The following is a 24608-nucleotide window of genomic DNA, read 5'->3' on the forward strand; positions in this document are numbered from 1 at the left end:
TTCCTGCGGCGTCAGCCTTGTGCGGCGGCCAGCACTTCGTTGAACGTCTTGCTCGGCCGCATCACCGCCGTCGTCTTCTCGCTGTCCGGGTAGTAGTACCCACCGATGTCGACCGACTCACCCTGCACCTCGGCGAGTTCGCCCACGATGGTGTCCTCGTTCTCGGCCAACGAGTCCGCCAGCGCGGCGAAGCGCTCGCGCAAATCCTCGTCGTCGTCTTGCGCGGCGAGTTCCTGGGCCCAGTACAGCGCCAGGTAGAACTGGCTGCCGCGGTTGTCGAGTTCACCGGTCTTGCGCGACGGACTCTTGTTGTTGTCCAACAGCTTTCCGATCGCGGCATCCAGCGTCTTGCCCAAGAGCTTGGCGCGCTCGTTGTCGGTCTTGATGCCGATGTCCTCGAAACACGCTCCCAGAGCCAGGAATTCACCGAGGGAGTCCCAGCGCAGGTGGTTCTCCTCGACGAGCTGGTGGACGTGCTTGGGCGCCGAACCGCCCGCGCCGGTTTCGTACATTCCGCCGCCGGCCATCAACGGCACGATGGACAGCATCTTGGCGCTGGTGCCCAGCTCCAGGATCGGGAACAGGTCGGTGAGGTAGTCGCGCAGGATGTTTCCGGTGGCGGCGATCGTGTCCTGGCCGCGCATCGCGCGCTCCAGCGTGTACCTCATGGCCCACACCTGCGGCATGATGTTGATGTCCAGGCCCTCGGTGTCGTGTTCCTTGAGGTACTCCTTGACCTTCTTGCGCAGCTCGACCTCGTGCGGGCGTTCGGTGTCGAGCCAGAACACCACGGTCATGCCCGAGTTGCGCGCCCGGGTGACGGCCAGCTTGACCCAGTCCCGGATCGCTTCGTCCCGCACGATGGGCATGCGCCAGATGTCGCCGGCCTCCACGTTCTGGGTGAGCAGGACCTCCCCGGTGTCGAGGTCGACGATGTTGGCGACGCCGCCCTCGGGGATCTCGAAGGTCTTGTCATGCGAGCCGTACTCCTCGGCCTGCTGCGCCATCAGCCCGACGTTGGGGACCGTGCCCATCGTCGTCGGATCGAACTGCCCGTGGGTCTTGCAGAAGTTGATGATCTCTTGGTAGATCCGGGAAAAGGTGGACTCGGGGTTGACGGCCTTGGTGTCCTTCTGTCGACCGTCGGCGCCCCACATCTTGCCGCCTGCGCGGATCATCGCCGGCATCGACGCGTCGACGATCACGTCGCTGGGCGAATGAAAGTTGGTGATGCCCTTGGCCGAATCGACCATCGCGAGCTCGGGCCGGTGCTCGTGGCAGGCGTGCAGGTCGCGGATGATCTCCTCGTGCAGCGACGCCGGCAGCGACTCGATCTTGCTGTACAGATCGACCAATCCGTTGTTGACGTCGACGCCGAGTTCGTCGAAGAGCTCCTGGTGCTTGGCGAAGGCCTCCTTGTAGAAGATCTTCACGGCGTGGCCGAAGACGATGGGGTGGGAGACCTTCATCATCGTCGCCTTGACGTGCAGCGAGAACATCACGCCGGTCTCGTAGGCGTCCTGCATCTGCTCCTCGTAGAACTCGACGAGGGCCTTCTTGCTCATGAACATGGAGTCGATGACGTCGGCGTTGCGCAGCGACACCATCGGCTTGAGCACGATCGTCTCGCCGCTTTCGGTCTCCAGCTCCATCTTCACGTTGCGCGCGCGGTCCAGCGTCATCGACTTCTCGCCGTGATAGAAGTCGCCGCCGCGCATGGTCGCGACGTGGGTGCGCGACGCCGGCGACCAGGGCGCCATGCTGTGCGGATGCTTGCGCGCATACTCCTTGACGGCCTTGGGTGCGCGTCGGTCCGAGTTGCCTTGCCGCAGTACGGGATTCACGGCGCTGCCCAGGCACTTGGCGTAGCGGTCGCGAATTTCTTTGTCCTCGTCGGTCTTCGGGCTCTGCGGAAAGTCCGGAATCTTGAATCCCTTGCCTTGCAGCTCCTTGACGGCGGCGATCAGCTGCGGCACCGAGGCGCTGATGTTCGGCAGCTTGATGATGTTGGTGTCGGCCAGCTTCGTCAGCCGGCCCAACTCCGCGAGGTTGTCCGGGACCCGCTGCTCTTCGGTCAGGTGTTCGGGGAACTCGGCGAGGATCCGGGCGGCCACGGAGATGTCGCTGGTCTTGATCTCGATGCCCGCGGGTTCGGCGAAGGCACGCACGATCGGCAGGAACGCGTAGGTCGCCAGCAGCGGCGCCTCGTCGGTCAGCGTGTAGATGACGGTCGGCTTTTCGGCGCTCACGGTCCCTCTCCCGGCGTGATTATGGTCAGATCTGTGGGGGGCTCAGCAATCTAACTGCCACGTTATCAAGGGTGTTTGGACAGGTGTCGACCTGCGTCTGCACCGCGACAGTTGGCAGCGGGTCGGCACAGTAAGATAGTCTTCGTATTGGTCATGAGCGCCAGCGACAAGCCCCGGCTTGCTGGCCGGCAACCCTCCAACCGCGGTGGGGTGCCCCGGGTGATGACCAGGTCTAGTAGCCACAGGCTGCGCGGCAAGCGCGGGTCCGCCATAACGGACCCCTGACTAGAGGGGACACGTGATGTGCTTCTGTCCAGCTCCTTGCGATCATCGGCTCGCCTTGGTGGAGCCGCTGATGTGCGCGACCGTGCGCCGCTGCTAGCCGGCCGGCCGTAAGGCCCCGCTGAAGACCCGAGCCCATATTTCAGGAGAAAGCCAACCCACGTGAGTTCCGACAGTTCTTCTTCCAACGGCACCACCAGCGAGAACACCGATCCGACCGCGCATTGGTCGTTCGAGACCAAGCAGGTGCACGCCGGGCAGCAGCCCGACCCGGCCACCAACGCCCGCGCCCTGCCGATCTACCAGACCACCTCGTACGTCTTCGACGACACCACGCACGCCGCCGCCCTGTTCGGGCTGGAGGTGCCGGGCAACATCTACACCCGGATCGGCAACCCGACCACCGACGTCGTCGAGCAGCGCATCGCCGCGCTCGAGGGCGGTGTGGCGGCGCTGTTCCTGAGCTCCGGCCAGGCGGCGGCCACGTTCGCCATCTTGAACATCGCGTGTGCCGGAGATCACATCGTCTCGAGCCCCAGGCTCTACGGCGGGACCTACAACCTGTTCCACTACTCGCTGGCCAAGCTCGGCATCGAGGTCAGCTTCGTGGAGGACCCCGACGATCTGGATTCGTGGCGGGCCGCGGCGCGGCCGAACACCAAGGCGTTCTTCGCCGAGACCATCTCCAATCCGCAGATCGACATCCTGGACATCCCCGGTGTCGGCGGGGTCGCCCACGACACGGGCGTCCCGCTGATCGTCGACAACACGATCGCCACGCCCTACCTGATCCAGCCGCTGAAGCACGGCGCGGACATCGTCGTGCACTCGGCCACCAAGTACCTGGGCGGCCACGGCTCGGCGATCGCCGGGGTGGTCGTCGACGGCGGCACGTTCGACTGGACGCAGGGCCGTTTCCCGGGGTTCACCACGCCGGACCCGAGCTACCACGGGGTGGTGTTCGCCGAGCTCGGTCCGCCGGCCTACGCGCTCAAGGCGCGCGTGCAGCTGCTGCGCGACCTCGGTTCGGCCGCCGCGCCGTTCAACGCGTTCCTGGTCGCCCAGGGCATCGAGACGCTGAGCCTGCGCGTCGAGCGTCACGTCGCCAACGCCCAGCGCGTGGCCGAGTTCTTGTCCGGCCACGACGGCGTGCTCTCGGTGAACTATGCGGGACTGCCCAGCTCGCCCTGGCACGAGCGGGCAAAGGAGCTGGCGCCCAAGGGAACCGGGGCGGTGCTGTCGTTCGAGCTGGCCGGCGGCATCGAGGCCGGCAAGGCCTTCGTGAACGCGCTGAAGTTGCACAGCCACGTCGCCAACATCGGCGACGTGCGTTCCCTGGTGATCCACCCGGCCTCCACGACGCACGCCCAGCTGTCCCCGCAGGAGCAGCTGAGCACCGGGGTCAGCCCGGGCCTGGTGCGGCTGGCGGTCGGCATCGAGGGGATCGACGACATCCTGGCCGACCTGGAGCTCGGCTTCGCCGCGGCGGCCAAATTCGGCGCGACCGCCGGAGCCTCGGGCACCGATCCGCACGCCGTGGCGGCGTTCTGAAGGAGACCGCCCCGATGACGATCCCCGACGCGCCCACCCAAACGCTGCCCGACGAAGGCGAAATCGGCTTTGTCCACATCGGCTCGCTGACCACCGAAAGCGGCGCGGTGATCGACGACGTGCACATCGCCGTGCAGCGCTGGGGCGAGTTGTCGCCCACGCGCGACAACGTGGTGGTGGTGCTGCACGCGCTGACCGGTGACTCGCACGTCACCGGCCCGGCCGGACCAGGACATCCCACCGGCGGCTGGTGGGACGGCATGGTCGGGCCGGGAGCCCCGATCGACACCGACCGGTGGTGCGCGGTGGCCACCAACGTGCTCGGCGGTTGCCGCGGCTCCACCGGGCCCAGCTCGCGGACCCGGGACGGAAAGCCTTGGGGCTCAAGGTTCCCGCGGATTTCGATCCGCGACCAGGTGGAGGCCGACATCGCCGCGCTGGCCGCGCTGGGGATCGACGAGGTCGCCGCGGTGGTCGGTGGATCCATGGGCGGCGCAAGGGCTTTGGAGTGGATGGTCGGTCACCCGGACCGGGTCCGGTCTGGGCTGCTGCTGGCGGTGGGCGCGCGCGCCACCGCCGATCAGATCGGTACCCAGTCCACGCAGATCGCGGTGATCGAGGCCGACCCGAACTGGCAGGGCGGCGACTATCACGACACCGGGCTGGCGCCCGACACCGGGCTGGCGATCGCGCGGCGCTTCGCCCACCTGACCTACCGCGGCGAGGTGGACCTGGACACCCGGTTCGCCAATGACGCGCAGGGCGACGAGGATCCCGCCGCCGGCGGCCGCTACGCGGTGCAGAGCTACCTGGAGTACCAGGGCGACAAGCTGCTCGAGCGCTTCGACGCGGGCAGCTACGTGGTATTGACCGAGGCGCTGAACACTCACGACGTCGGCCGGGGCCGCGGCGGGGTGGCCAAGGCGCTGCGCGGCTGCCCGGTGCCGGCGGTGGTGGGCGGCATCACGTCCGACCGGCTCTACCCGCTGCGTCTGCAGGAGGAGTTGGCCGAGCACCTGCCGGGCTGCACCGCTTTGCAGGTGGTCGACTCCCTCTGCGGGCACGACGGCTTCCTGGTGGAATCCGACGCGGTGGGCGAATTGATCCGCAAGACACTGGTTTTGGCCGGCGCGGACAGCAGGGAAGGCACGTCGCAACGGTGACCCGCTCGCGGCACGACCGCTCCTTGTCATTCGGCTCGGCGGCCGCGGCCTATGAGCGTGGCCGCCCGTCCTATCCCCCGGAAGCGATCGACTGGCTGTTGCCGGTCGGCGCGCGCCAGGTGCTCGACCTGGGGGCGGGCACCGGCAAGCTGACGACCCGGCTGGTGGAGCGCGGCCTGGACGTCGTGGCCGTCGATCCGATCCCGGACATGCTGGAGGTGCTGCGGACCTCGCTGCCCGAGACCCGCGCCCTGCTGGGCACGGCCGAAGAGATTCCGTTGGAAGACAACAGCGTTGACGTGGTGCTGGTGGCCCAGGCCTGGCATTGGGTGGACCCCGAGCGCGCGATACCCGAGGTGGCCCGCGTGCTACGGCCGGGCGGGCGGCTGGGCCTGGTGTGGAACACCCGCGACGAACGGCTCGGCTGGGTGCGCGAACTGGGCCGGATCATCGGCAGCGACGGCGACGGCGGCCGCACCCAGGTGCAGCTGCCCGAGCCGTTCACCGACCTCGCGCAGCATCGGGTCGAGTGGACGAGTTACCTTACGCCGCAAGCATTGATCGACCTCGTCGCGTCGCGCAGCTACTGCATCACCTCGCCGACCGAGGTTCGCTCCAGAACGCTCGACGAGGTGCGCCAGTTGCTGGCCACCCATCCGGCGCTGGCGAATGCGACCGGGCTGGCGCTGCCCTATATCACCATGTGCACCCGGGCGACGCTGGCCGGCTGAGCGCCCGCGTAGTGTCTCGTCGCATGGAGCAGCGACTGAGTCTGATCACCCTGGGCGTTGCCGATCTGGACCGCGCCCGCCGCTTCTATGAGCGCCTGGGCTGGCACGGTCAAGTGGTGCAGGAGACCGTCTTCTTTCAGGCGGGCGGCATCGCGGTGAGTCTGTGGGCGCGAGAGAAGCTTTCGGCCGATCTCGGCATCGCCGATCAAGGCGATGACGGTTTCGGCGGCATCGCCTTGGCTCACAACGTGCGGTCGCGCGCCGAAGTGGACGAGATCCTGGCCGCGGCAACAGATGCCGGAGCCACCATCACCCGCGCCGCTGCCGAAACGTTCTACGGCGGGTATGCGGGCGCGTTCCGCGATCCCGATGGTCACGCATGGGAGATCGCCCACAACCCCGGGTTCGCGCTAGCCGACGACGGCGCGATCACAGTCCCCGACTTCTCGGAAGGCTGATCCGTCGTTCAAGTACCCCGGCCCGGTTACCACCCGTCATCGTCGTCGTCACGCAGTAGTTTCTCCGGATGGTGGAAGGTGTTGGTGCGTGGCCGATTACGCTCGAGGTGGGGTGGTGGTTTCCATTCGGTGTCGCCGCGGGGGTTTTTGCGGGTGGTCCAGCCGCCGGGGTTGAGCATGCGGTGATGCGGGCCGCAGGCGAAGGTGAGGTCGTTGATGTCGGTGCTGTGGCAGGTGGCGTAGTCGGTGACGTGATGGACTTCGCAGTAGTAGCCCGACACGGTGCAGCCCGGAGCGGTGCAGCCGCGGTCCTTGGCGTACAACACGATTCGTTGTCCCGGGGAAGCCAGCCGCTTGGTGTGATACAACGCCAGGGCCTTGCCCTTATCGAAAATCGCCAGGTAATGGTGGGCGTGGCGGGCCAGGCGGATCACCTCACTCATCGGCAGGATGGTGCCGCCACCGGTCAGGGCTCGCCCGGCGGCGGCCTCCAACTCGGCCAGGGTGGTGGTGACGATGATGGAGGCCGGTAACCCGTTGTGCTGACCCAACTCCCCGGAGGCCAACAGCCCACGCAGCCCGGCCAGCAGGGCGTCGTGGCCGCGCTGAGCCTTCGAGCGGGTATCACGATCGATGGCGGCCTGGCTGGGCGTGCCGTCGACACACGGGATGTCGTCGAGCGGGTTGCACATGCCCGGGGCACCGAGTTTGGCCTCCACGGCCTCGAAGGTGGCGCGCAGCTCGGGGGTGATCAGCCCCCGCAACTCCGACATGCCGTCGGCTTGTTGGTTGCCCAGGGTCACCCCGCGGCTACGGGCCCGGTCCTCATCGGTGAAGAGGCCATCGGGGTTAAGCGCATCGGACATTCCGCGGGCCAATTCTTTGAGGTGTTCGGGGCCGAACTGGGTGCCGAACCCGGCCAGTTGGGCTTCGGCGAACTCACGGGCCGCAGCGCTCACCCAGCCGGGAAGTTGGTGGTAGAACTTGCGGATCACGGCCACCTGACCCGCGCCCAGGTCTCCGGCGCGCTGGGCCGCGGCGGTGGCGGGCAGGGCGGGTGGCAGGGGTTCACCGGTCAGTCCGTGGCGGGGTCCCAGGTCGCGGGCTTCCTTGATACGCCGAGAGGCTTCGTGGCGACTGATCAGGGTGCGTTCGGTCAGCGCGTGGGCCAGCCCGCCGCCGAGCTCCTGGGAGGGGACTTGGCGGGCCAGCGAATTGAGCAGCGGATGCTCGATGACCGGGATGCGCCGGCGCAGCCTCTCACAGCGCTCCAACACCGCCAGCTGCTGCTGCACGGTCAACACGTCGAGCACCAACGCACACGCGCGGTCCACCTCAGCATCGAGCGCGTCGAACACCGCGTCGACATCGGGCAGACCAGTGGAACTCACACCGCCAAACTATCGACACACACCGACAAAAATCGGCTCTGAGGCCGCCCTAGATTCACACTCGCGCAATTGGTTTCGAAAAATCCCATCCCGAGAACAAGGCCGATCCTCCGGCTGCTTAATAAGCCACATCGCGAACACAACGACCTCACGAAACGCTTATTGTGCGAACCTTTACCCCACCGTTTCGTAAACGTGACAGTGATAGATCAGAGTTCGTAGGCGTGATTCGAGTGCCGTCGGTGCACTCCATGCGGACGGGGAGGCTGGCGTGAAGGCACTTGCACGAACTCATCAATGGATCTGGGTCTTGCGCCAACAGCCCCTCACCATTCGCCTGCTCGCCGCGGCCGCCGGCCTGCTCACCGTGGCCTCGGCCTTTGCGGCGCCGGCCGAAGCGGAGGGCAACGGCGACGACTTCATCGACGCGCTCAATCATGCCGGCATCGACTTCGGCGAACCCGGAAACGCGATGGCCGTAGGCGAGTCGATCTGCCCGATGCTGGCGCAGCCGGGCGGCAGCTTCGCCGGGGCAGCGTCCAGCATCTCCGGCCGTGGCATGTCCCCGCAGATGGCGAGCATGTTCACCACGATCGCGATCCAGACGTACTGCCCCCAGGAGATGGCGAACATCGCCAGCGGCAACCTGTCCGGCGCCATGCCGCAGGTTCCGGGAATGCCCGGCCAGATCCCGGGAATGGGGGGCCAGATCCCGGGCATGGGTGGCCAGATCCCGGGCATGGGGGGCCAGATCCCGGGCATGGGCGGCCAGGTCCCCGGAATGACGGGCCAAATCCCGGGCATGGCCGGCCAGATGCCGGGACAGGTTCCGGCGCTGCCGAGTTACTAGACGGTGCCCAGCGGGTCGATCGTCCAGGCGATGTAGTCCATCGCCGCCCCGACCGCCGCGGTGGTGATGAAGTCGATTCCCTTGCCGCGCACCACCAATAGGCCGGCCCGCTCCTCGGATAGCACCAATCGCAACAGCGCGGCCACGCCCACACCGATGCCGATCAACAGCGAGCCCCGCCGCCAGAAGTTGGCTCCCACTAATACCAGTGCCGCGGCAAAGATCAAGCCCACCAACAGAATCGGCCACTGGGCTCGCAGCACGGTCCGCGCGGTCATTCCCGTTCGGCCAGCTCGACGACGTTGGTCAGCAGGAACGCCCGGGTCAAGGGGCCCACGCCGCCCGGGTTGGGCGATACGTGCCCGGCCACGTCCCACACGTCGGGATGCACGTCGCCGACGAGTCCGTCGTCGGTCCGGCTCACCCCGACGTCGAGCACCGCGGCGCCGGGACGCACCATGTCGGCGGTCAGCAGGTGCGGGACCCCGACGGCGGCCACGATGATGTCGGCCTGTTTGGTCAACGCCTGCAGGTCGCGAGTTCCGGTGTGGCACAACGTCACCGTCGCGTTCTCCGAACGGCGGGTCAGCAGCAGCCCCAACGGGCGACCGACAGTCACACCGCGGCCGATGACGACCACGTGCGCCCCGGCGATCTCGACGTCGTAGCGGCGCAGCAGGTGCACGATGCCGCGCGGCGTGCACGGCAGCGGGGCAGGGTTGTTGAGCACCAGCCGGCCCAGGTTGGTCGGGTGCAGCCCGTCGGCGTCCTTGTTCGGGTCGACGCGCTCCAGCGCCGCGTTCTCATCCAGGTGCTTGGGCAGCGGCAACTGCACGATGTAGCCGGTGCAGTCGGGGTTCGCGTTGAGCTCGTCGATGGTGTCGTTGAGCGTGGCGGTGCTGATGTCGGCGGGCAGGTCACGGCGGATCGAGGTGATCCCGACCTTGGCGCAGTCGGCGTGCTTGCCCCGCACGTACGCCTGGGAGCCAGGGTCGTCGCCCACCAGGATGGTGCCCAAACCGGGGGTGCGTCCCGATGCGGTCAATGCGGCCACGCGCTGCTTGAGGTCGACGAAGATCTCGTCCCGGGTGGCCTTGCCGTCCAGCGTGATTGCTCCCACGCTGACAGTCTGGCACGCTCCCGGTATGTCTACCCCTCCGGACGTCTTCAGCCCCGCGAAGCTCGGTCCGATAACGCTGCGTAACCGCACCATCAAGTCAGCCACGTTCGAGGCGCGCACGCCCGAGGCGATGGTGACCGACGACCTCATCGAATACCACCGGCTGCCGGCCGCCGGCGGGGTCGGCATGACGACCGTCGCCTACTGCGCCGTCTCCCCCGGCGGGCGCACCGAGGGCAACGGCATCTGGATGCGTCCCGAGGCCGTGCCGGGTTTCCGGCGGCTCACCCACGCGATCCACGCCGAGGGCGCGGCGGTCAGCGCGCAGATCGGCCACGCCGGCCCGGTCGCCAACGCCAAGTCCAACAAGGCGAAGGCGCTGGCGCCGGTCCGATTCTTCAACCCGATCGGGATGCGGTTCGCCAAGAAGGCCACCCGTGAGGACATCGACGACGTCATCGAAGGCCACGCGAACGCCGCCCGGCTGGCCATCGAAGCGGGCTTCGACGCCGTCGAAATCCACCTGGGCCACAACTACTTGGCGAGTTCGTTCCTGTCCCCGCTGATCAATCGCCGCGACGACGAATTCGGCGGATCGCTGCAGAACCGGGCGAAGGTCGCCCGCGGGATCGTGATGGCCGTCCGCCGCGCGGTCGAAAAGGAAGGCACGCCGATCGCGGTGACCGCCAAGCTGAACATGGCCGACGGCGTTCGCGGCGGCATCAGCACCGACGAATCGCTGACCACCGCCAAGTGGCTGGAAGAGGACGGTGGGCTCGACGCGATCGAACTGACCGCGGGCAGCTCGCTGGTCAATCCGATGTACCTGTTCCGCGGCGACGCGCCGCTCAAGCAGTTCGCCGGCGCGTTCAAGCCGCCGCTGCGCTGGGGCATGCGCATGACGGGCAAGAAGTTCCTGCGCGAATACCCCTACCGCGAGGCCTATTTATTGCGCGACGCCAAGCTGTTTCGCGCCGAGTTGAAGATGCCGTTGATCCTGCTCGGCGGCATCACCAACCGCGAGACGATGGACCTGGCGATGGCCGAGGGATTCGAGTTCGTCGCGATGGCCCGCGCGCTGCTCGCCGAGCCTGACCTGATCAACCGGATCGCCGCCGAGGACGCCCAGCACCGGGTGCACTCCGCCTGCACGCACTGCAATCAGTGCATGCCGACGATCTACAGCCGGACGCACTGCGTCGTGACCGGCGCGCCCGACGCCGCGGCCGCTCCACGCTGATCCACAGGGCCGCAAGCTACAGTTGTGGCGATGTCAGCACCAGCCCCGCCAGCGCTAACCGTCCATCACGAAGGGTCCGAACGTACCTTCGCAGCCGGCCACGATGTGGTCGTCGGGCGCGATCTGCGGGCCGACATGCGCATCACGCATCCGCTGATTTCGCGGGCCCACCTGTTGCTGCGTTTCGACCAGGGCAAGTGGCTGGCCATCGACAACGGTTCGCTCAACGGAACTTTCGTCAACGGCCGGCGCGTGCCGGTCGTCGAGATCCACGACGGGCAGACCCTCAACATCGGCAACCCCGACGGGCCGCTGCTGACGTTCGACGTCGGCCGCCACCAAGGCATGGCCGGGCGCCCACCCAAGACCGAATCGATGAACATCCCGGTGGCGGCCCCGCCGCAGCCGGCGGCGTGGTCGGCGCAACCGGGCCCGCCCGTCGCCGCTCCACCCGGGCCGCCGCCGCCTCCAGCCGGGCGCACGCCCAACTGGGCGGCGCCGCCGCGGCGGCCGCAGCCCGCTCCCCGGCCCGGACCGGCGGGCCAAACCATGTACGGCGCCGGCGGTGGGCGACCGCCCGCCTACCCGCCCGCCGCGCCACCCCCGCCGCACAATTCCCCCCTGCAAGCACCCGTCCACAGCCCCCCGCCGGCGCAGCACATCCCCGCGCCCACCCGGGCCGCACCCGCCAACGCCAAGCCGCCCGAGGTGGCGAACCTGGCGACCAAGATGTTCCAGGCGCTGCGGCCGTCGCGGTCCGGCGCGATCCAGAAACCGGCCGGGTCGCAAACCATCGGGCGGGCCACCGACAACGACATCGTCATCCAGGACGTGCTCGCCTCGCGCCATCACGCGTTCTTGATCCAGACGCCGCTGGGCACCGAGATCCGCGACGCGCACAGCGTGAACGGCACCTTCGTCAACGGCGTCCGGGTCGGGTCCGCGGTGCTGACCGAGGGCGACGTGGTCACCATCGGCAACGTCGACCTGGTGTTCACCGGCGACGGCCTGGTCCGGCGCACCGAGGCGGCGACGCGGACCGGCGGCCTGGAGGTCAACTCCGTCTGCTACACCGTCGACCACGGCAAGCAGTTGCTCGACCACATCTCACTGACCGCCCGGCCCGGGACGCTCACGGCCATCATCGGCGGTTCGGGCGCCGGGAAGACCACGCTGTCGCGGCTGATCGTCGGCTACACCAGCCCCACGTCGGGCACGGTGACCTTCGAGGGCCACAACATCCACACCGAGTACGCGTCCATGCGCAGCAGGATCGGGATGGTCCCCCAGGACGACGTCGTGCACCGCCAGCTCACGGTCAACCAGGCCCTCAACTACGCCGCCGAACTGCGCCTGCCGCCCGACACCAGCAAAGAGGAACGCGCCCGCGTCGTCGCCCAGGTGCTCGAGGAACTCGACATGACCCAGCACGCCGAGACGCGGGTCGACAAGCTCTCGGGCGGCCAGCGCAAGCGCGCCTCGGTCGCGCTCGAGCTGCTCACCCAGCCGTCGCTGCTGCTGCTCGACGAGCCGACGTCCGGGCTGGACCCGGCGCTGGACCGCCAGGTCATGCTGATGCTGCGCCAGCTCGCCGACGCGGGCCGCGTGGTGCTGGTGGTGACCCACTCGGTGTCCTACCTGGACGTGTGCGACCAGATCCTGCTGGTCGCGCCCGGCGGCAAGACCGCGTTCTGCGGGCCACCCGACCAGGTCGAGGCGGCCATGGGCACCCGCAACTGGGCCGACATCTTCGCCAAGGTGGGCGCCGACCCGGACGAGGCCAACCGACGCTTCAAGGAGCGCAATCAGCAGTCGTCGCAGCCGCCGACCCCGCAGAGCCCGGCGGACCTGGGCGAACCACCCCAAACCAACCTGTGGCGGCAGCTGTCCACGATCGCGCGCCGCCAGGTTCGCCTCGTCGTGTCCGACCGTGGCTACACGATCTTCCTGGCGATCCTGCCGTTCCTCATCGGCGCGTTGTCGCTGACGGTGAAGGGCCCGCACCCCGGCCTCGGGCCGGCCGACCCGATGGGCCCCGCACCCACCCAGCCGCAGTACATCATGGTGCTGCTCAACATCGGCGCCGTCTTCATGGGCACCGCGCTGACCATCCGGGATCTCATCGGCGAGCGCGCCATCTTCAAGCGGGAGCAGGCCGTCGGCCTGTCGACCACCGCCTATCTGTTGGCCAAGATCGCGGTGTTCTGCGTCTTCGCCACGGGCCAGGCGGCGATCGCGACCATCATCGTGCGGCTGGGGAAGGGCGCGCCGACCGCGCACCCGCAGTTCTTCGGCAACTCCACCTTCTCGCTGTTCGTCACCGTCGCGGGCACCTGTGTGGCCTCGGCCATGCTCGGCCTGCTGCTGTCCGCCCTGGCGCAGTCCAACGAGCAGATCATGCCGCTGCTGGTGGTGTCGATCATGTCGCAGCTGGTGTTCTCCAGCGGGATGATCCCGGTGTATCAGCGCATCGGGCTGGAACAGCTGGCGTGGTTGACGCCCGCCCGCTGGGGCTACGCGGCGGGCGCGTCCTCGATCGACTTCCCGTCGCTGGTGAAGGTCAAGCAGATCCCCACCAACGACCCGATCTGGCAGCACTCGAAGCACATCTTCGTCTTCGACATGGCCATGCTCACGCTGCTCTCGATCGCCTACACCGGCATCGTGCGCTGGCACATCCGGCTGAAACGCTGAGGCGGCTCTCAGGCGGCGACCCTAATCTGGGATGCGATGACCCGACCTGCCCAGCCCCTGCTGACGGCGCGATCCGAGCACTCGCAGGGCAGCTTCACCGCCGGCCGCGACGTCGTCGTCGGCAACGACCTGCGCGCCGACCTGCGGGTCGCGCACCCGTTGATCGCCCGCGCGCACCTGCTGTTGCGCTTCGATCGGGGCCGGTGGCTCGCGGTCGACAACAACACGCTCAACGGCGTCTACCTCGACGGCCGGCGGGTGCCGGTCGTCGACATCCGTGACGGCCAGAGCATCAACATCGGCAAGCCCGACGGCCCGCGGATCACCTTCGAAGTGGGACGCCCGCCGGCACGCTCCTTTCGGCGCAGGGACGCCGGGCGCACCGCGCCGCAGCCGCCGGCCGACGCCGGGGAGTTCCCCACCACCCGGGTCGCCGTCGCGGGACCCGAAGCCGATCGCCAGCAGGTGACCGGGCGGGCCGCCTGGATCGGCCGCGCGCTCGACAACGACATCGTCATCCACGACGTGCTGGCCTCGCGCCGCCACGCCTTCTTGACGCCGACACCGGCCGGCCCCGAGATCCGCGACGCGAACAGCAGCAACGGCACCTTCGTCAACGGGGTCAGGGTCACCTCGGCGGCGCTGTCCGAGGGCGACGTGGTGACGATCGGCAACGTCGACCTGGTGTTGCGCGGCGGCGCGCTGGTTCGCCTGCAGGAGGCGGCGACCCGCGCCGGCGGCCTCGAGGTGCGCGAGGTCAACTTCGCCATCGGTGACAAGCGCCTGCTGGAACGGATCTCGCTGACCGCCCGCCCCGGCACACTGACCGCGCTCATCGGCGGCTCCGGCGCGGGCAAGACGACGCTGTCACGGCTGATCGCCGGGTACGCCACCCCGACGTCGGGCTCGGTCACCTTCGAGGGCCACGACATCCACACCGAGTACGCGTCGCTGCGCACCCGGATCGGGATGGTCCCCCAAGACGACGTCGTGCACCGGCAGCTCACGGTCAGCCAGGCCCTCGGATACGCCGCCGAGCTGCGCCTGCCGCCGGACACCAGCAAAGCCGACCGGGGCCGGGTCGTCGCCGAGGTCCTCGACGAGCTCGGCCTGACCGAGCACGCGAACACCCGGGTCGACAGGCTCTCCGGCGGGCAGCGCAAGCGCGCGTCGGTGGCGCTCGAGCTGCTCACCGGGCCGTCGCTGCTGATCCTCGACGAACCCACGTCGGGCCTGGACCCCGCGCTGGATCTGCAGGTCATGACGATGCTGCGGCAACTCGCCGACGCCGGCCGCGTCGTGCTGGTGGTGACGCACTCGCTGACCTACCTCGACGTCTGCGACCAGGTGTTGCTGATGGCGCCGGGCGGCAAGACGGCGTTCCTGGGCCCGCCCGCCCAGATCGGTCCCGCCATGGGAACCACCAACTGGGCGCACATCTTCGCGAAGGTGGGCGCCGACCCGGACGAGGCCAATCGCCGCTTTCTGGCCCAGAACAGACCGCCGCCCCCGCGGCGGACCCAGGCGCCGGCCGAGCTCGGCGCGCCGCCGCGCACCAGCAAGCGCCACCAGTTCTCCACCATCGCGCGCCGACAGGTCCGGCTGGTGGTGTCCGACCGCGCCTATTTCGTGTTCCTGGCCGTGCTGCCGTTCGTCATGGGCGCGCTGTCGCTGACCGTTCCCGGCAGCGCCGGCTTCGGCTACGCCGACCCGGCCGGCGAGTCGGCGGGCGAGGCCGGGATGATCCTGACCCTGCTCACCATGGCGGCCGCGTTCATGGGCACCGCGCTGACCATCCGCGACCTCATCGGCGAGCGGCCGATCTTCCGGCGCGAACAGGCCGTCGGCCTGTCGACCACCGCGTACCTGCTGGCCAAGGTCGCGGTGTTCTGCGGGTTCGCCGTCGCCCAGGCGGCCATCGCCACCGCCATCGTGGTGCTGGGCAAGGGGCCGCCGACGCGACCCGCGGTGCTGCTCGGTCCCTCTAGCTCGGCGGCCACCGTCGAGCTGTTCGTCGCCGTGGCGGCGACGTGTGTGGCCGCGGCGATGCTGGGCCTGCTGCTCTCGGCGCTCGCCCGCACTGGCGAGCAGGTGATGCCGATGCTGGTGGTGTCGCTGATGATGCAGATGGTGCTCTGCGGTGGGATGGTGCCGGTCACAAACCGGATCCTTCTGGACCAGGCGTCCTGGCTGATGCCGTCGCGGTGGGGATACGCCGCGCAAGGGTCGACCGTCGACCTGTGGGCGGTCTCGCCCGGCCCGCAAAGTCCCCGGGACAACCATTTCCAGCACGCGCCGGCGGCCTGGCTGCTCGATATGGGCATGCTCGCGGTGCTCTCGGTCGGCTATGGCGCGCTGGTGCGCTGGCGCATCCGGCTCGCGCGCTGACCTCAGCCGTCGTCGTGCGGGCCCCCATCCAGTCGAAGCCCGTGCGCCAGCGCGAAGGCCACCGCCTGGTCGACGTCGACGCGGGCGCCGGCCAGCGACGCGGTCGTCCACAACCCCGGGTCGACGGTGGCGCCGCGCAGATCGGCGCCGTCGAGCCGGGCGCCGGCGGTCCGCGCGCCACGCAGGTCCGCGCCGCGCAGCACGGCCTTGCGCAGGTCGGCCTCCACCAGGCTGGCCTCCCGCAGCCGGCAGCCGCTGAAGTCGACGCCCCGCAGGTCGATGCCGGCGAGCACGGCGAGCGTGAAATCCACCTCGTCGAACGTGATCGGCCGCAGCCGGCACTGCACGAACACCGACCCCAGCATCGAGCATTGGGCAAAAGAGCTGTGCCACAACGACGTCCGGTGAAACGAGCAGTTGCGGAAGGCCGAGCCGCGGTGCTGCGACTCGGCCAGGTTGGCACCGCTGAAATTGCATTCGGTGAACACGGTCCGCTCGGTCCGCAAGCGGCTCAGGTCTTCGTCGGTGAAGTCGTGGCCGTCGAACTCGCGGTCGACCCACTCCTCGCTCAATTGGGCGTCAGGGTGGCCAGGGCGTATTCGCTGACCGCGATCAAGGCGTCGGTCGCCGACCGGCGATCGCGGGCGTCGACCGTGATCACCGGGATGTGCGGGGGCAGGGTCAGCGCTTCGCGCACCTCGGCGACCGGGTAGCGCGGGGCCCCGTCGAACTCGTTGACCGCGACCAGGAACGGCAGGTTGCGGTGCTCGAAGAAGTCCACGGCGGCGAAGCTGTCCTGCAGGCGCCGGCAGTCGACCAGCACCACCGCCCCGATGGCGCCGCGGACCAGGTCGTCCCACATGAACCAGAAGCGGCGCTGCCCCGGCGTGCCGAACAGGTAGAGCACCAGGTCTTCGGCCAGGGTGATCCGGCCGAAGTCCATCGCGACGGTGGTGGTCCGCTTGTCCGGGGTGGCCTCGAGGGCGTCGACGCCGGTCGAGGCGTCGGTCAGCATCGCCTCGGTGCGCAGCGGCATGATCTCCGACACCGCCCCGACGAAGGTGGTCTTGCCGGCCCCGAATCCGCCGGCGATCACGATCTTCGTCGACGCGTGAGCGCCGGAATCTTGCTGCACCTCAGAGTGCGCGTAAGCCACGCAGGGTCCTTCCTATGAGTTCGTGACGCTCATCGCGGGTCGAACGCTCGGACAACGTCCTGTGCACCCGAAGGTAGCCGGACAGCACCAGATCCCCGACGAGGACGCGCGCGACGCCGAGCGGCAGGTCCAGCCGGGCCGAGATCTCGGCGACCGACGGGCTCGGCGGGCCCTGGCCGCACAGCTGGATGATTCTGCCCCGCGCGTCGTTGGGCGGATACCGGTGGGGTGCGCCGGGCTGCAGCGTCTGCAGCGGCGCCTCCAGGGGGAGCTCGACGTTGGTGTCGGTCCTGCCGGACGTCAGGGTGTACGGGCGGACCAGGTTCCCCTTACGGTGTGCGGGCCAGCTCTCGGGGGTGTCCATCGCGGCTCACGAGTGGGCGGCGGACCGGCGGGTCGACTGCACCACGCCCCCGACCCGTTCGACGAGGACGGCCATCTCGTAGCCGATCTGACCGATGTCGCACGACGTCACGGCGAGCGTCGCGAGATGCGAGCCATCCCCGACGCGCATCAACAGCAGGTAGCCGTTGGCCATCTCGACGACCGACTGCAGCACCTGCCCGCCCTCGAACAGCTGCGCGGCACCGGTCGCCAGGCTGGCCAGCCCGGAGGCGACGGCGGCCAGCTGGTCGGCGCGTTCCCTGGGCAGGTGCTCGCTGGCGGCGATGGGCAGCCCGTCGACGGACACCAGCAGCGCGTGCGCGACGCCGGGGACCTCGCGGGCGAACCTGGTCACCAGCCAGTCCAGTGAGTTGTCGGGTGAGGTCATTGTTCGTCGGGTCCTTGCTCCGTGTCACGGGCATGCGAGCGTCCGCTGCGCACGCCGCCGAAATGGTTGCTGAACGAGGCGCGCACCGCCTCGGGGTCGCGGGTGACGGCCGCGTGCTGCGGCTCCCGGTGCGATCTGCCGTTCTGGCCGTGCTCGGGCTCGTCCCGTTCGGCCAGACCCGTTGCGTTGGCGCCGCCGGGCACCAGCCGGGCGCCGGGCGTGCGCACCGGCAGGCCGTGGTCGGTGGTGTGCGACTCGACGGGCTTGTCCTCGGCGGCCGCCGCCAGCGTCCAGCCGCGGTCCCAGACCGACTGCCAGTCCAGGTCGGGGCTGTTGACCAGGTCGTGCGGGTCGCCCAGCATCTCCGAGAGCATCCGCCGGTAGATGACGTCATCGTCGGTCGCCGGGTCGGCGGGCTTGTCTTGCCGGGGTTCGCGGGGCCGGGCGGCGAAGAAGGCCGAGGTGTCCGATGCCGCCCGCACCGGCGGAGCCGGCGCCGGTTCGGGCGCGGGCTCCGGCGCGGGCTTGGGCTGCGGTGGTGGCTCCGGTGCGGCCTCGGGCTCGGCGGGCCTGGCGGCCGGCGCGGCCTGGGGCGCGTTTTCCCACCAGGGGGTCGCGAGCTCGCGGCGCCGCCGCGGGGGCGGTGGTTCGGCGGGCGGGGCCGGGACGTCGGTGATGCCGCTGGAACCCGGGTTGCGGCGCGGCAGCAGGGTGACCGACGGCCCGGGCGCGGGCGGGGCGTTGCGGGCCGCCGGCTCGCGCGTGCCGTCGTGCCGCCGCGCGTCATCGGCGGGCGGGGGCGCGGCGATCGCGCTGGCGAGCTTGGCGCTCGGAGACGACACCGCCCGAATGTGCCGGGGCGCAGCCGATTCCGCGGCGGCCAGGCCGGTGAGGACCGTCGGCGGCAGGTAGATCTCGGCGGTGGTGCCCGAACCCGTCTCGTTGGCCGCGGGGCCGCGCAGCCCCACCCGGATGCCGTGCCGGCCCGCGATCCGGCCCACCACGAACAGCCCCATGTGGCGCGCGTTGTCGGGGCTGACGTCGCCGCCGGCCTGCAGGCGCATGTTGGCGATGCGGCGGTCGGCGTCGTTCATCCCCAGACCGGAGTCGGCGATCCGCACCACGACCCCGCCGTCACCGCCGCGGGACGCCGAGACCCGCACCGACGTCGTCGGCGGCGAGTAGCGCAGGGCGTTGTCGATCAGCTCGGCGAACAGGTGGATGGCGCCGCCCGCGGCCGCGCCCACCAGCGCGCACTCGGGCAGCCCGGCGATCTCGACGCGGCGATAGTCCTCGACCTCGGACACCGCGGCGTTGATCACCGTGGCCAGCGGCACCGGGTCGCGCTGGTCGCGCGCGAGCTGCGCGCCGGCCAGCACCAGCAGGTTGGCGCTGTTGCGGCGCAGCCGGGCGGCCAGGTGGTCCAGCCGGAACAGGCTGTCGAGGCGTTCGGGGTTCTCCTCGTTGCGCTCCAGCCGGTCGATGAGCGCCAGCTGCTGGTCGACCAGCGACCGGCTGCGCCGCGACATGGTCTCGAACATGTCGTTGACCAGCAGCCGCAACCGCGCCTCGTCGCCGGCCAGCAGCAGGGCCTGGGTGTGCAGTTCGTCGACGGCGTGGGCGACCTGACCGATCTCCTCGGTCGTGTAGACCGGCAGCGGCGTCGGAATCGGTTCGGCCCCACCGGCTTTCACCCGGGCGACCTCCTCCTCGAGATCGGTGTGGGCGACCTTGAGCGCGCCGTCGCGCAGGATGCGCAGCGGCCGCACCAACGCGCGCGCCACCAGCAGCACCACGACCAGAGCGATGACGATCGCCGCCAGCACCAACACGGTGTCGAGGATCGCGGCGCTGCGCCGGTCGGCGGCCTGGGCGTGCACCGCCTTGGTCACCGAGGCGGTGACGTTCTTGATGACCTGGTCGGCGATGTCGTCGGTGGCTTGGACGGACCGCAGCAGGTCCGCGTTGTCCACGAGCACGCTGGCCGGGTCGGACATGATCGCCATCCGGGCCACCATCTGCTGTTGCAGCGTCTTGGCCTCGGGCGATCCCGCCCCGAGCACCTCGCTCATGCCGAACAGCGTCGACGGTTCGGTGCCCGCCAGGGTGGCCATCGAGGTGCGCAGCTGCGGCTCGGGCAGTTCGGCCCCGCGGGTGATGAGGATCTTCTGCATCGTCATCTGCCCGCGCGCGCCGACCGCCCGGCTCAACCCCTGCGCCTGGGCGCGGATGTGCTCGTCGTCGACCCGCACTGAGGCGTTGATGACGTCTTCGGCCGTCAACAGGATCGGCGCGTACAGGGTCACCCGCTCCCGCAGACCGAGGCCGCTGTCAGACGCCTTGCTCACCAGCATCTGGCCGGCGTCGAGCAGCGTGTTGACGCCCGATCGGACATCGTCGGTGACGTCGGTGTCGGCCAGCCGGCCCTGCAGTTCGCCTTTGCGGGCCTCGTAGTTCTTTTTGGCGCCCTCGACGTCGCGCCCGGCGGAGCCGGACTGCAGCGCGACGTCCAGGGCCGACATGTATTTGGTGATCACCGGGACCACGTCGGCGCGGGTGGCGGCCAGTTTCAGGCGCGCCGCGCTGTCCATCGCGGTGTCGATGCGAAGCACACCGAAAACCGTCACCAAGATCAGCGGCACCAGCACGATCGCCAGCACCTTCCAGCCGACCGGCCAGTTGCTCAGCGACCAGGCGGGCGGGCGTTTGGCCGCCGCGTCGGCGCCGGGAACCGGTGCGGGCGGGGCGGCATCCGCCTCGGCCGCGCCGGCCGGGCGGGCGAACATGGTCACGTCATCGCGGCCGCATGACCGGCCGCCGCGCTGACCCTGAGCGCTGAACAAAACGAGAGGCTCATGAAACTTCCTGCTTTATTTCCACCCGCCCCGCGCCAGATAGGCGCGCGCGTGTAAGTGTGGCAATCCGACGAGTATGACAGCCCGCGGCCCAGCCCACCAGAATCGTTACTGAGCAGACAGGTCCCTCCAAGGTGGCGCCGCGCGCCCGCGGTCGGCCCTGGCAAACACCGGTCCCGCGAAAACGCTAGGCGGGGCGAAGGATTGCGACCAGGAAGTCGGAGTCGTCGGTGAACGGCCGCAGATCCCAGGTGGACAGCAGCACGTCGATCGCGAATCCCGCGTCGACCGCGTCGTTCAGAAACACGTCGAAGTCGTAGTCGCGCCCGGCGCCGAAGCCGATCGCCGCGCGACCGTCGCCGGCGACGTGGGCGCGCAGCCGGCTCAGCACTCGGACCCGGGTGCTGGGGGCCAGAAACGTCATGACGTTGCCGGCGGAGACGATGACGTCGAACGGGTCGGCGATGCCGCGCGCGGGCAGGTCGAGCTCGGCGAGGTCGCCGACCAGCCAGCGCGGGCCGGGATGGTCCTGTTCGGCCGCGGCGATGAGCGCGGGGTCGACGTCCACGCCGACCACCCGGTGGCCGGCGCCGGCCAGGTAGCCGCCCAACCGGCCGGGCCCGCAGCCGGCGTCGAGGATGCGGGCGCCGCGGGGGGCCATGGCGTCCACGAAGCGGGCCTCGCCGGCCAGGTCGTCACCCGCGCGGGCCATGGCGCGGAATCGCTCGATATACCAATGCGAATGCCCGGGATCGGCAGCGACCTTCTGCATCCAAATGCTCTGCTCGACCATGCGACCATTATCGCGTTGTGTTCAAGCTGATGTTCTACTCCCCGCGCATCGCCCCCAATACGGGCAACGCCATCCGCACGGCGGCGGCGACGGGTTGCGAATTGCATCTGGTCGAGCCGATGGGATTCGACCTGTCCGAACCCAAGCTGCGACGGGCGGGGCTGGACTACCACGACCTGGCCTCGGTCACCGTGCACGCCTCGTTGGCGGCGGCCTGGGACGCGCTGTCGCCCGAGCGGGTCTTCGCGTTCACCTCGCACGCGCCCACCTCGTTCGCGCAGGTGCGCTACCGCGCGGGCGACGTGCTGATGTTCGGCCCCGAGCCCACCGGGCTGGACGCGGCGACGCTGGCCGACCCGCACATCACCGGGCAGGTCCGCATCCCGATGCTGGCGGGCCGGCGCTCGCTGAACCTGTCCAACGCCGCGGCGGTCGCCGTCTACGAGGCGTGGCGCCAGCACGAGTACGCCGGGGCGACCTAGGTCGCGATCGCCGCGGTGAGTTTCGCGCCCGCGGGAAGTCAGCACGGCATGGCTACCTTCATCACCATCGGTTACGGGGACGCGGCCGGGTACCACCGCGTGAGCGACGAGTGCAGGCAGGCCGCGCACGCGCGCGATGACGCGCTGCGCGCCGCGGGTGCCCTCATCGGGACCGCCGGACACCCCGTTCAGGTGCGCAATCCGGACGGCGCCGGCGTGCGGATCGAGCCCGGGCCCTATCTGCATTCGGCGCTGCCGATTGCCGGGTTCGCGGTCTTGGAGGCCGACGATCTCGACGCGGCGATCGAGCGGGTGAGCCAGACCCCGTGCGCCGTCGCGCACGGGGTCGTCGAGGTGTGGCCGCTGATGTCCTGGCCGACCTAGCTCTCTTGATCGTGGCGACCCGCCGCGCCCGGCTACGTCGCCCGCGCGAACGCCGCGGTCACCAGCTGTTCCAGTGCGTGACCTGCTCGGCGGGCAGCCGCTTGGCCGGGCGGAAGTCGGTGCCCTTGGTGTAGGCGATCGGGAACAGGCCGCCCTGGCTGTAACGGTCGCGCGGGATGCCCACGATGTCGGCGACCTGTTGCTCGCCGTCGCGCAGCAGGTGCAGCGTCGTCCAGCACGACCCCAGTCCCCGCGAGCGCAGCGCCAGGCAGAAGCTCCAGACCGCCGGGAACAGCGACGCCCAGAACGACACCCCACCCAACGGCGACTTGTCCGGGCGGCCCTCGAGGCAGGGGATCAACAGCACCGGCGCCTCGTGCATGTGCTCGGCGAGGTAGGTGGCGGAATCGCGGACCGCGCCCATCCGCTCGCCGCGGGTGTCCCCGTCGGGGTACGCGGCCCCCGGAGCGCTGAGGTAGCCGCGGGCGTTGGCCAGGTAGACGTCGGCGATCGCCTTCTTCTTCTCGGCGTCCTCGACGAAGACCCACTGCCAGCCCTGCGCGTTGGACCCGGTGGGCGCCTGCAGCGCGAGTTCGAGGCATTCCCTGAGCACGTCGCGGCTGACCGGCTTGTCGAAGTCGAGGCGCTTGCGGACCGAGCGGGTGGTGGTGAGGACTTCGTCGACGGACAGGTTGAGGGTCATGGGTGGAGACTACCGACGCGGCGGGCCGGCCGGTTCACGCCGAACGTGCACTCACGGCGACGATTCGGGGGCGGTTTCAAGGTTTGGTTGCAACAGTGGTTCCTGTCGGAGTTGACAGTAGCCGGTTGAGGACCTGGGCGGGGCTGTCCCAACCGAAGCGTTTACGTGGGCGTTCGTTGAGTTCGGCGGCAACCTCGGCGAGGTAGTCCACCGAGTGCACGGATAAGTCGGTGCCTTTCGGGAAGTATTGGCGCAGAAGGCCATTGGTGTTCTCGTTGCTGCCACGCTGCCAGGGTGAGTGCGGATCGCAGAAGTAGATGTCGATGCCGGCGTCGATACTGATGCGGGCATGGCGCAGCATCTCGTGGCCTTGATCCCAGGTCAGCGAGCGGCGCAGCGCTTCAGGCAGGGTTTTGATGGTGGTGATCATCGCCTCAGCCACCGTGTCGGGATCGCGCCGGGCGGGCAGGTGCAGCAGTTGCACGAATCCGGTGGAGCGTTCCACCAGGGTGCCGATCTGGGAATGCTGGTTTTTGCCCAGGATCAGATCGCCCTCCCAGTGCCCGGGCACCGCGCGGTCAGCAGCCTCGGCGGGCCGCTCGCTGATGTTGACCATGCCCGGGATGCGGCCACAGCCAGTGCGGGCGCCGACCCTGGCACGTGGCTTGCGTAAGGCCCGCCCGGTCCGCAAACACTTGGTCAACTCGCGGCGCAGTTCCCCGCGTCCTTGCACGTAGAGCGCCTTGTAGATGGTTTCGTGGGACACCTGCATCTCCGGGCGATCGGGATAAGTCTTGGCCAACACCGAAGCGATCTGCTCGGGGCTGTACTTCTTGGCTAACCACGCTTGCACCTCGGTGCGCAAGACCGGGCAGCGACCCAGCTTGCCGGTCTTAGGCCGGCGCGCTCGCTGCTCACTGCGCAGCTGAGCAATCCGCGCCGAATAGCCTGATTTCGCGTCCCAGCCGGCCCGGCGGGCTCCGAAGCGATACCGGGCGCGATACCGGCCCACATACCCTCGCATCACGCCGTTGTGGGCGATCTCGCGCATGATCGTCGAAGGGGCCCGGCCCAACCGACGTGCCATCGAGCGGATCGACTCGCCTTGAGCCGCGCCGATCATGATCTGTTCGCGCTCATCCGCAGACAGCCGCGGCCGTTTCTGCCCCTCAGGGACAACCCATCGTGGATTCACGCCACCAAATCTGCGAAACCACTTGCTCCCGCACGTCGCCGACACGCCGACCGCACCCCCGGCATCCTCCGACGACAACCCCGCCGCGATCAATTCCCAATACCGACGCTGCACCGCCAACAGCTGAGGCTCACCCGTCATCAACACCCCT

The 24608-nt window shown here is 69.4% G+C and carries 22 protein-coding genes and 1 riboswitch; of the genes, 10 read left to right on the forward strand and 12 right to left on the reverse strand.

The annotated features are described in order from the left end of the window. Positions 1 to 11: 11 nt before the first annotated feature. A complete protein-coding gene (locus tag OCU_RS45250) occupies positions 12 to 2249 on the reverse strand; it encodes an NADP-dependent isocitrate dehydrogenase (protein ID WP_014381030.1) in 2238 nt (745 codons plus the stop codon). Between the two features lie 149 nt (positions 2250 to 2398). Beyond that, positions 2399 to 2515: riboswitch (SAM riboswitch) on the forward strand. 178 nt (positions 2516 to 2693) lie between these two features. Here OCU_RS45250 and OCU_RS45255 point away from each other — a divergent pair. From OCU_RS45255 to OCU_RS45270, 4 genes are read left to right on the forward strand one after another with little or no spacing between them, the layout of a single operon-like run. Further along, positions 2694 to 4082, forward strand: a complete 1389-nt coding sequence (locus OCU_RS45255; RefSeq protein ID WP_009954112.1) for a bifunctional o-acetylhomoserine/o-acetylserine sulfhydrylase — start codon at positions 2694 to 2696, stop codon at positions 4080 to 4082. A 14-nt stretch (positions 4083 to 4096) separates the two neighbouring features. After that, positions 4097 to 5245: a homoserine O-acetyltransferase MetX gene (metX, locus tag OCU_RS45260; RefSeq protein ID WP_009954114.1), complete on the forward strand. Its 1149-nt coding sequence runs from the start codon at positions 4097 to 4099 to the stop codon at positions 5243 to 5245. Then, on the forward strand, positions 5242 to 5976 hold the full coding sequence (locus OCU_RS45265) for a class I SAM-dependent methyltransferase (protein WP_009954115.1): 735 nt from the start codon (positions 5242 to 5244) through the stop codon (positions 5974 to 5976). The genes metX and OCU_RS45265 overlap by 4 nt, the downstream gene beginning before the upstream one ends. Positions 5977 to 5999: 23 nt before the next feature. Then, positions 6000 to 6434 (forward strand): VOC family protein, encoded by a 435-nt coding sequence (locus tag OCU_RS45270; protein ID WP_009954116.1) that lies wholly within the window; start codon positions 6000 to 6002, stop codon positions 6432 to 6434. Between the two features lie 26 nt (positions 6435 to 6460). On the opposite strand, the gene OCU_RS45275 is transcribed toward OCU_RS45270, so the two are convergent. Further along, entirely contained in the window at positions 6461 to 7825 is a 1365-nt protein-coding gene (locus OCU_RS45275; protein ID WP_008260048.1) for an HNH endonuclease signature motif containing protein, read from the reverse strand. 271 nt (positions 7826 to 8096) lie between these two features. On the opposite strand from OCU_RS45275, the gene OCU_RS45280 reads away from it, so the two are divergent. Beyond that, positions 8097 to 8675: a DUF732 domain-containing protein gene (locus OCU_RS45280; RefSeq protein ID WP_014383225.1), complete on the forward strand. Its 579-nt coding sequence runs from the start codon at positions 8097 to 8099 to the stop codon at positions 8673 to 8675. Here OCU_RS45280 and OCU_RS45285 read toward each other — a convergent pair. Further along, the gene (locus OCU_RS45285) at positions 8672 to 8953 is read right to left on the reverse strand and encodes a DUF3017 domain-containing protein (RefSeq protein WP_008260053.1); all 282 of its coding nucleotides are present in this window, start codon (positions 8951 to 8953) and stop codon (positions 8672 to 8674) included. The genes OCU_RS45280 and OCU_RS45285 overlap by 4 nt on opposite strands. After that, positions 8950 to 9795, reverse strand: coding sequence for a bifunctional methylenetetrahydrofolate dehydrogenase/methenyltetrahydrofolate cyclohydrolase (locus OCU_RS45290; RefSeq protein ID WP_009954119.1), 846 nt, complete (start codon positions 9793 to 9795; stop codon positions 8950 to 8952). The genes OCU_RS45285 and OCU_RS45290 overlap by 4 nt, the downstream gene beginning before the upstream one ends. A 25-nt stretch (positions 9796 to 9820) precedes the next feature. Between OCU_RS45290 and OCU_RS45295 the strand changes: the two genes are divergently transcribed. The 3 genes from OCU_RS45295 to OCU_RS45305 are packed head-to-tail and all read left to right on the forward strand — an operon-like array spanning position 9821 to position 16117. Next, on the forward strand, positions 9821 to 11035 hold the full coding sequence (locus OCU_RS45295) for an NADH:flavin oxidoreductase (protein WP_009954121.1): 1215 nt from the start codon (positions 9821 to 9823) through the stop codon (positions 11033 to 11035). Between the two features lie 30 nt (positions 11036 to 11065). After that, positions 11066 to 13729, forward strand: coding sequence for an FHA domain-containing protein (locus tag OCU_RS45300; RefSeq protein WP_041787225.1), 2664 nt, complete (start codon positions 11066 to 11068; stop codon positions 13727 to 13729). Between the two features lie 36 nt (positions 13730 to 13765). Continuing rightward, the gene (locus OCU_RS45305; protein ID WP_014381032.1) at positions 13766 to 16117 is read left to right on the forward strand and encodes an ATP-binding cassette domain-containing protein; all 2352 of its coding nucleotides are present in this window, start codon (positions 13766 to 13768) and stop codon (positions 16115 to 16117) included. Positions 16118 to 16119: 2 nt separating this feature from the next. Here the strand turns inward: OCU_RS45305 and OCU_RS45310 are convergent, their stop codons facing one another. From OCU_RS45310 to OCU_RS45335, 6 genes are all read right to left on the reverse strand, one after another. Continuing rightward, positions 16120 to 16689 (reverse strand): pentapeptide repeat-containing protein, encoded by a 570-nt coding sequence (locus tag OCU_RS45310; RefSeq protein WP_014381033.1) that lies wholly within the window; start codon positions 16687 to 16689, stop codon positions 16120 to 16122. Further along, positions 16686 to 17273 carry a GTP-binding protein gene (locus tag OCU_RS45315; RefSeq protein ID WP_008260062.1) on the reverse strand — a complete coding sequence of 196 codons (588 nt, stop codon included), beginning with the start codon at positions 17271 to 17273 and terminating at the stop codon, positions 16686 to 16688. The genes OCU_RS45310 and OCU_RS45315 overlap by 4 nt, the downstream gene beginning before the upstream one ends. After that, positions 17254 to 17637, reverse strand: coding sequence for a DUF742 domain-containing protein (locus OCU_RS45320; RefSeq protein ID WP_009956846.1), 384 nt, complete (start codon positions 17635 to 17637; stop codon positions 17254 to 17256). Before OCU_RS45320 ends, OCU_RS45315 begins: the two co-directional genes overlap by 20 nt. 6 nt (positions 17638 to 17643) lie before the next feature. After that, a complete protein-coding gene (locus OCU_RS45325; protein WP_009956847.1) occupies positions 17644 to 18045 on the reverse strand; it encodes a serine protease inhibitor in 402 nt (133 codons plus the stop codon). Further along, on the reverse strand, positions 18042 to 20837 hold the full coding sequence (locus OCU_RS45330) for a sensor histidine kinase (RefSeq protein ID WP_014381034.1): 2796 nt from the start codon (positions 20835 to 20837) through the stop codon (positions 18042 to 18044). The genes OCU_RS45325 and OCU_RS45330 overlap by 4 nt, the downstream gene beginning before the upstream one ends. Positions 20838 to 21087: 250 nt before the next feature. Continuing rightward, positions 21088 to 21693, reverse strand: a complete 606-nt coding sequence (locus OCU_RS45335) for a class I SAM-dependent methyltransferase (RefSeq protein ID WP_008260070.1) — start codon at positions 21691 to 21693, stop codon at positions 21088 to 21090. A 17-nt stretch (positions 21694 to 21710) separates the two neighbouring features. Here OCU_RS45335 and OCU_RS45340 point away from each other — a divergent pair, with 17 nt between their 5' ends. Further along, entirely contained in the window at positions 21711 to 22175 is a 465-nt protein-coding gene (locus tag OCU_RS45340) for a tRNA (cytidine(34)-2'-O)-methyltransferase (RefSeq protein ID WP_008260072.1), read from the forward strand. 48 nt (positions 22176 to 22223) lie between these two features. Next, on the forward strand, positions 22224 to 22559 hold the full coding sequence (locus OCU_RS45345) for a YciI family protein (protein WP_008260074.1): 336 nt from the start codon (positions 22224 to 22226) through the stop codon (positions 22557 to 22559). Positions 22560 to 22617: 58 nt separating this feature from the next. Here the strand turns inward: OCU_RS45345 and OCU_RS45350 are convergent, their stop codons facing one another. Together OCU_RS45350 and OCU_RS45355 are read right to left on the reverse strand one after the other, a co-directional pair. Then, positions 22618 to 23262, reverse strand: coding sequence for a nitroreductase family protein (locus OCU_RS45350; RefSeq protein WP_009956979.1), 645 nt, complete (start codon positions 23260 to 23262; stop codon positions 22618 to 22620). A 76-nt stretch (positions 23263 to 23338) separates the two neighbouring features. Beyond that, complete coding sequence (locus OCU_RS45355) at positions 23339 to 24598, reverse strand: IS30 family transposase (protein WP_168162058.1); 1260 nt, start codon at positions 24596 to 24598, stop codon at positions 23339 to 23341. Between the last annotated feature and the right edge of the window lie 10 nt (positions 24599 to 24608).

It is taken from the genome of Mycobacterium intracellulare ATCC 13950, assembly GCF_000277125.1.
Lineage (GTDB): Bacteria > Actinomycetota > Actinomycetes > Mycobacteriales > Mycobacteriaceae > Mycobacterium > Mycobacterium intracellulare.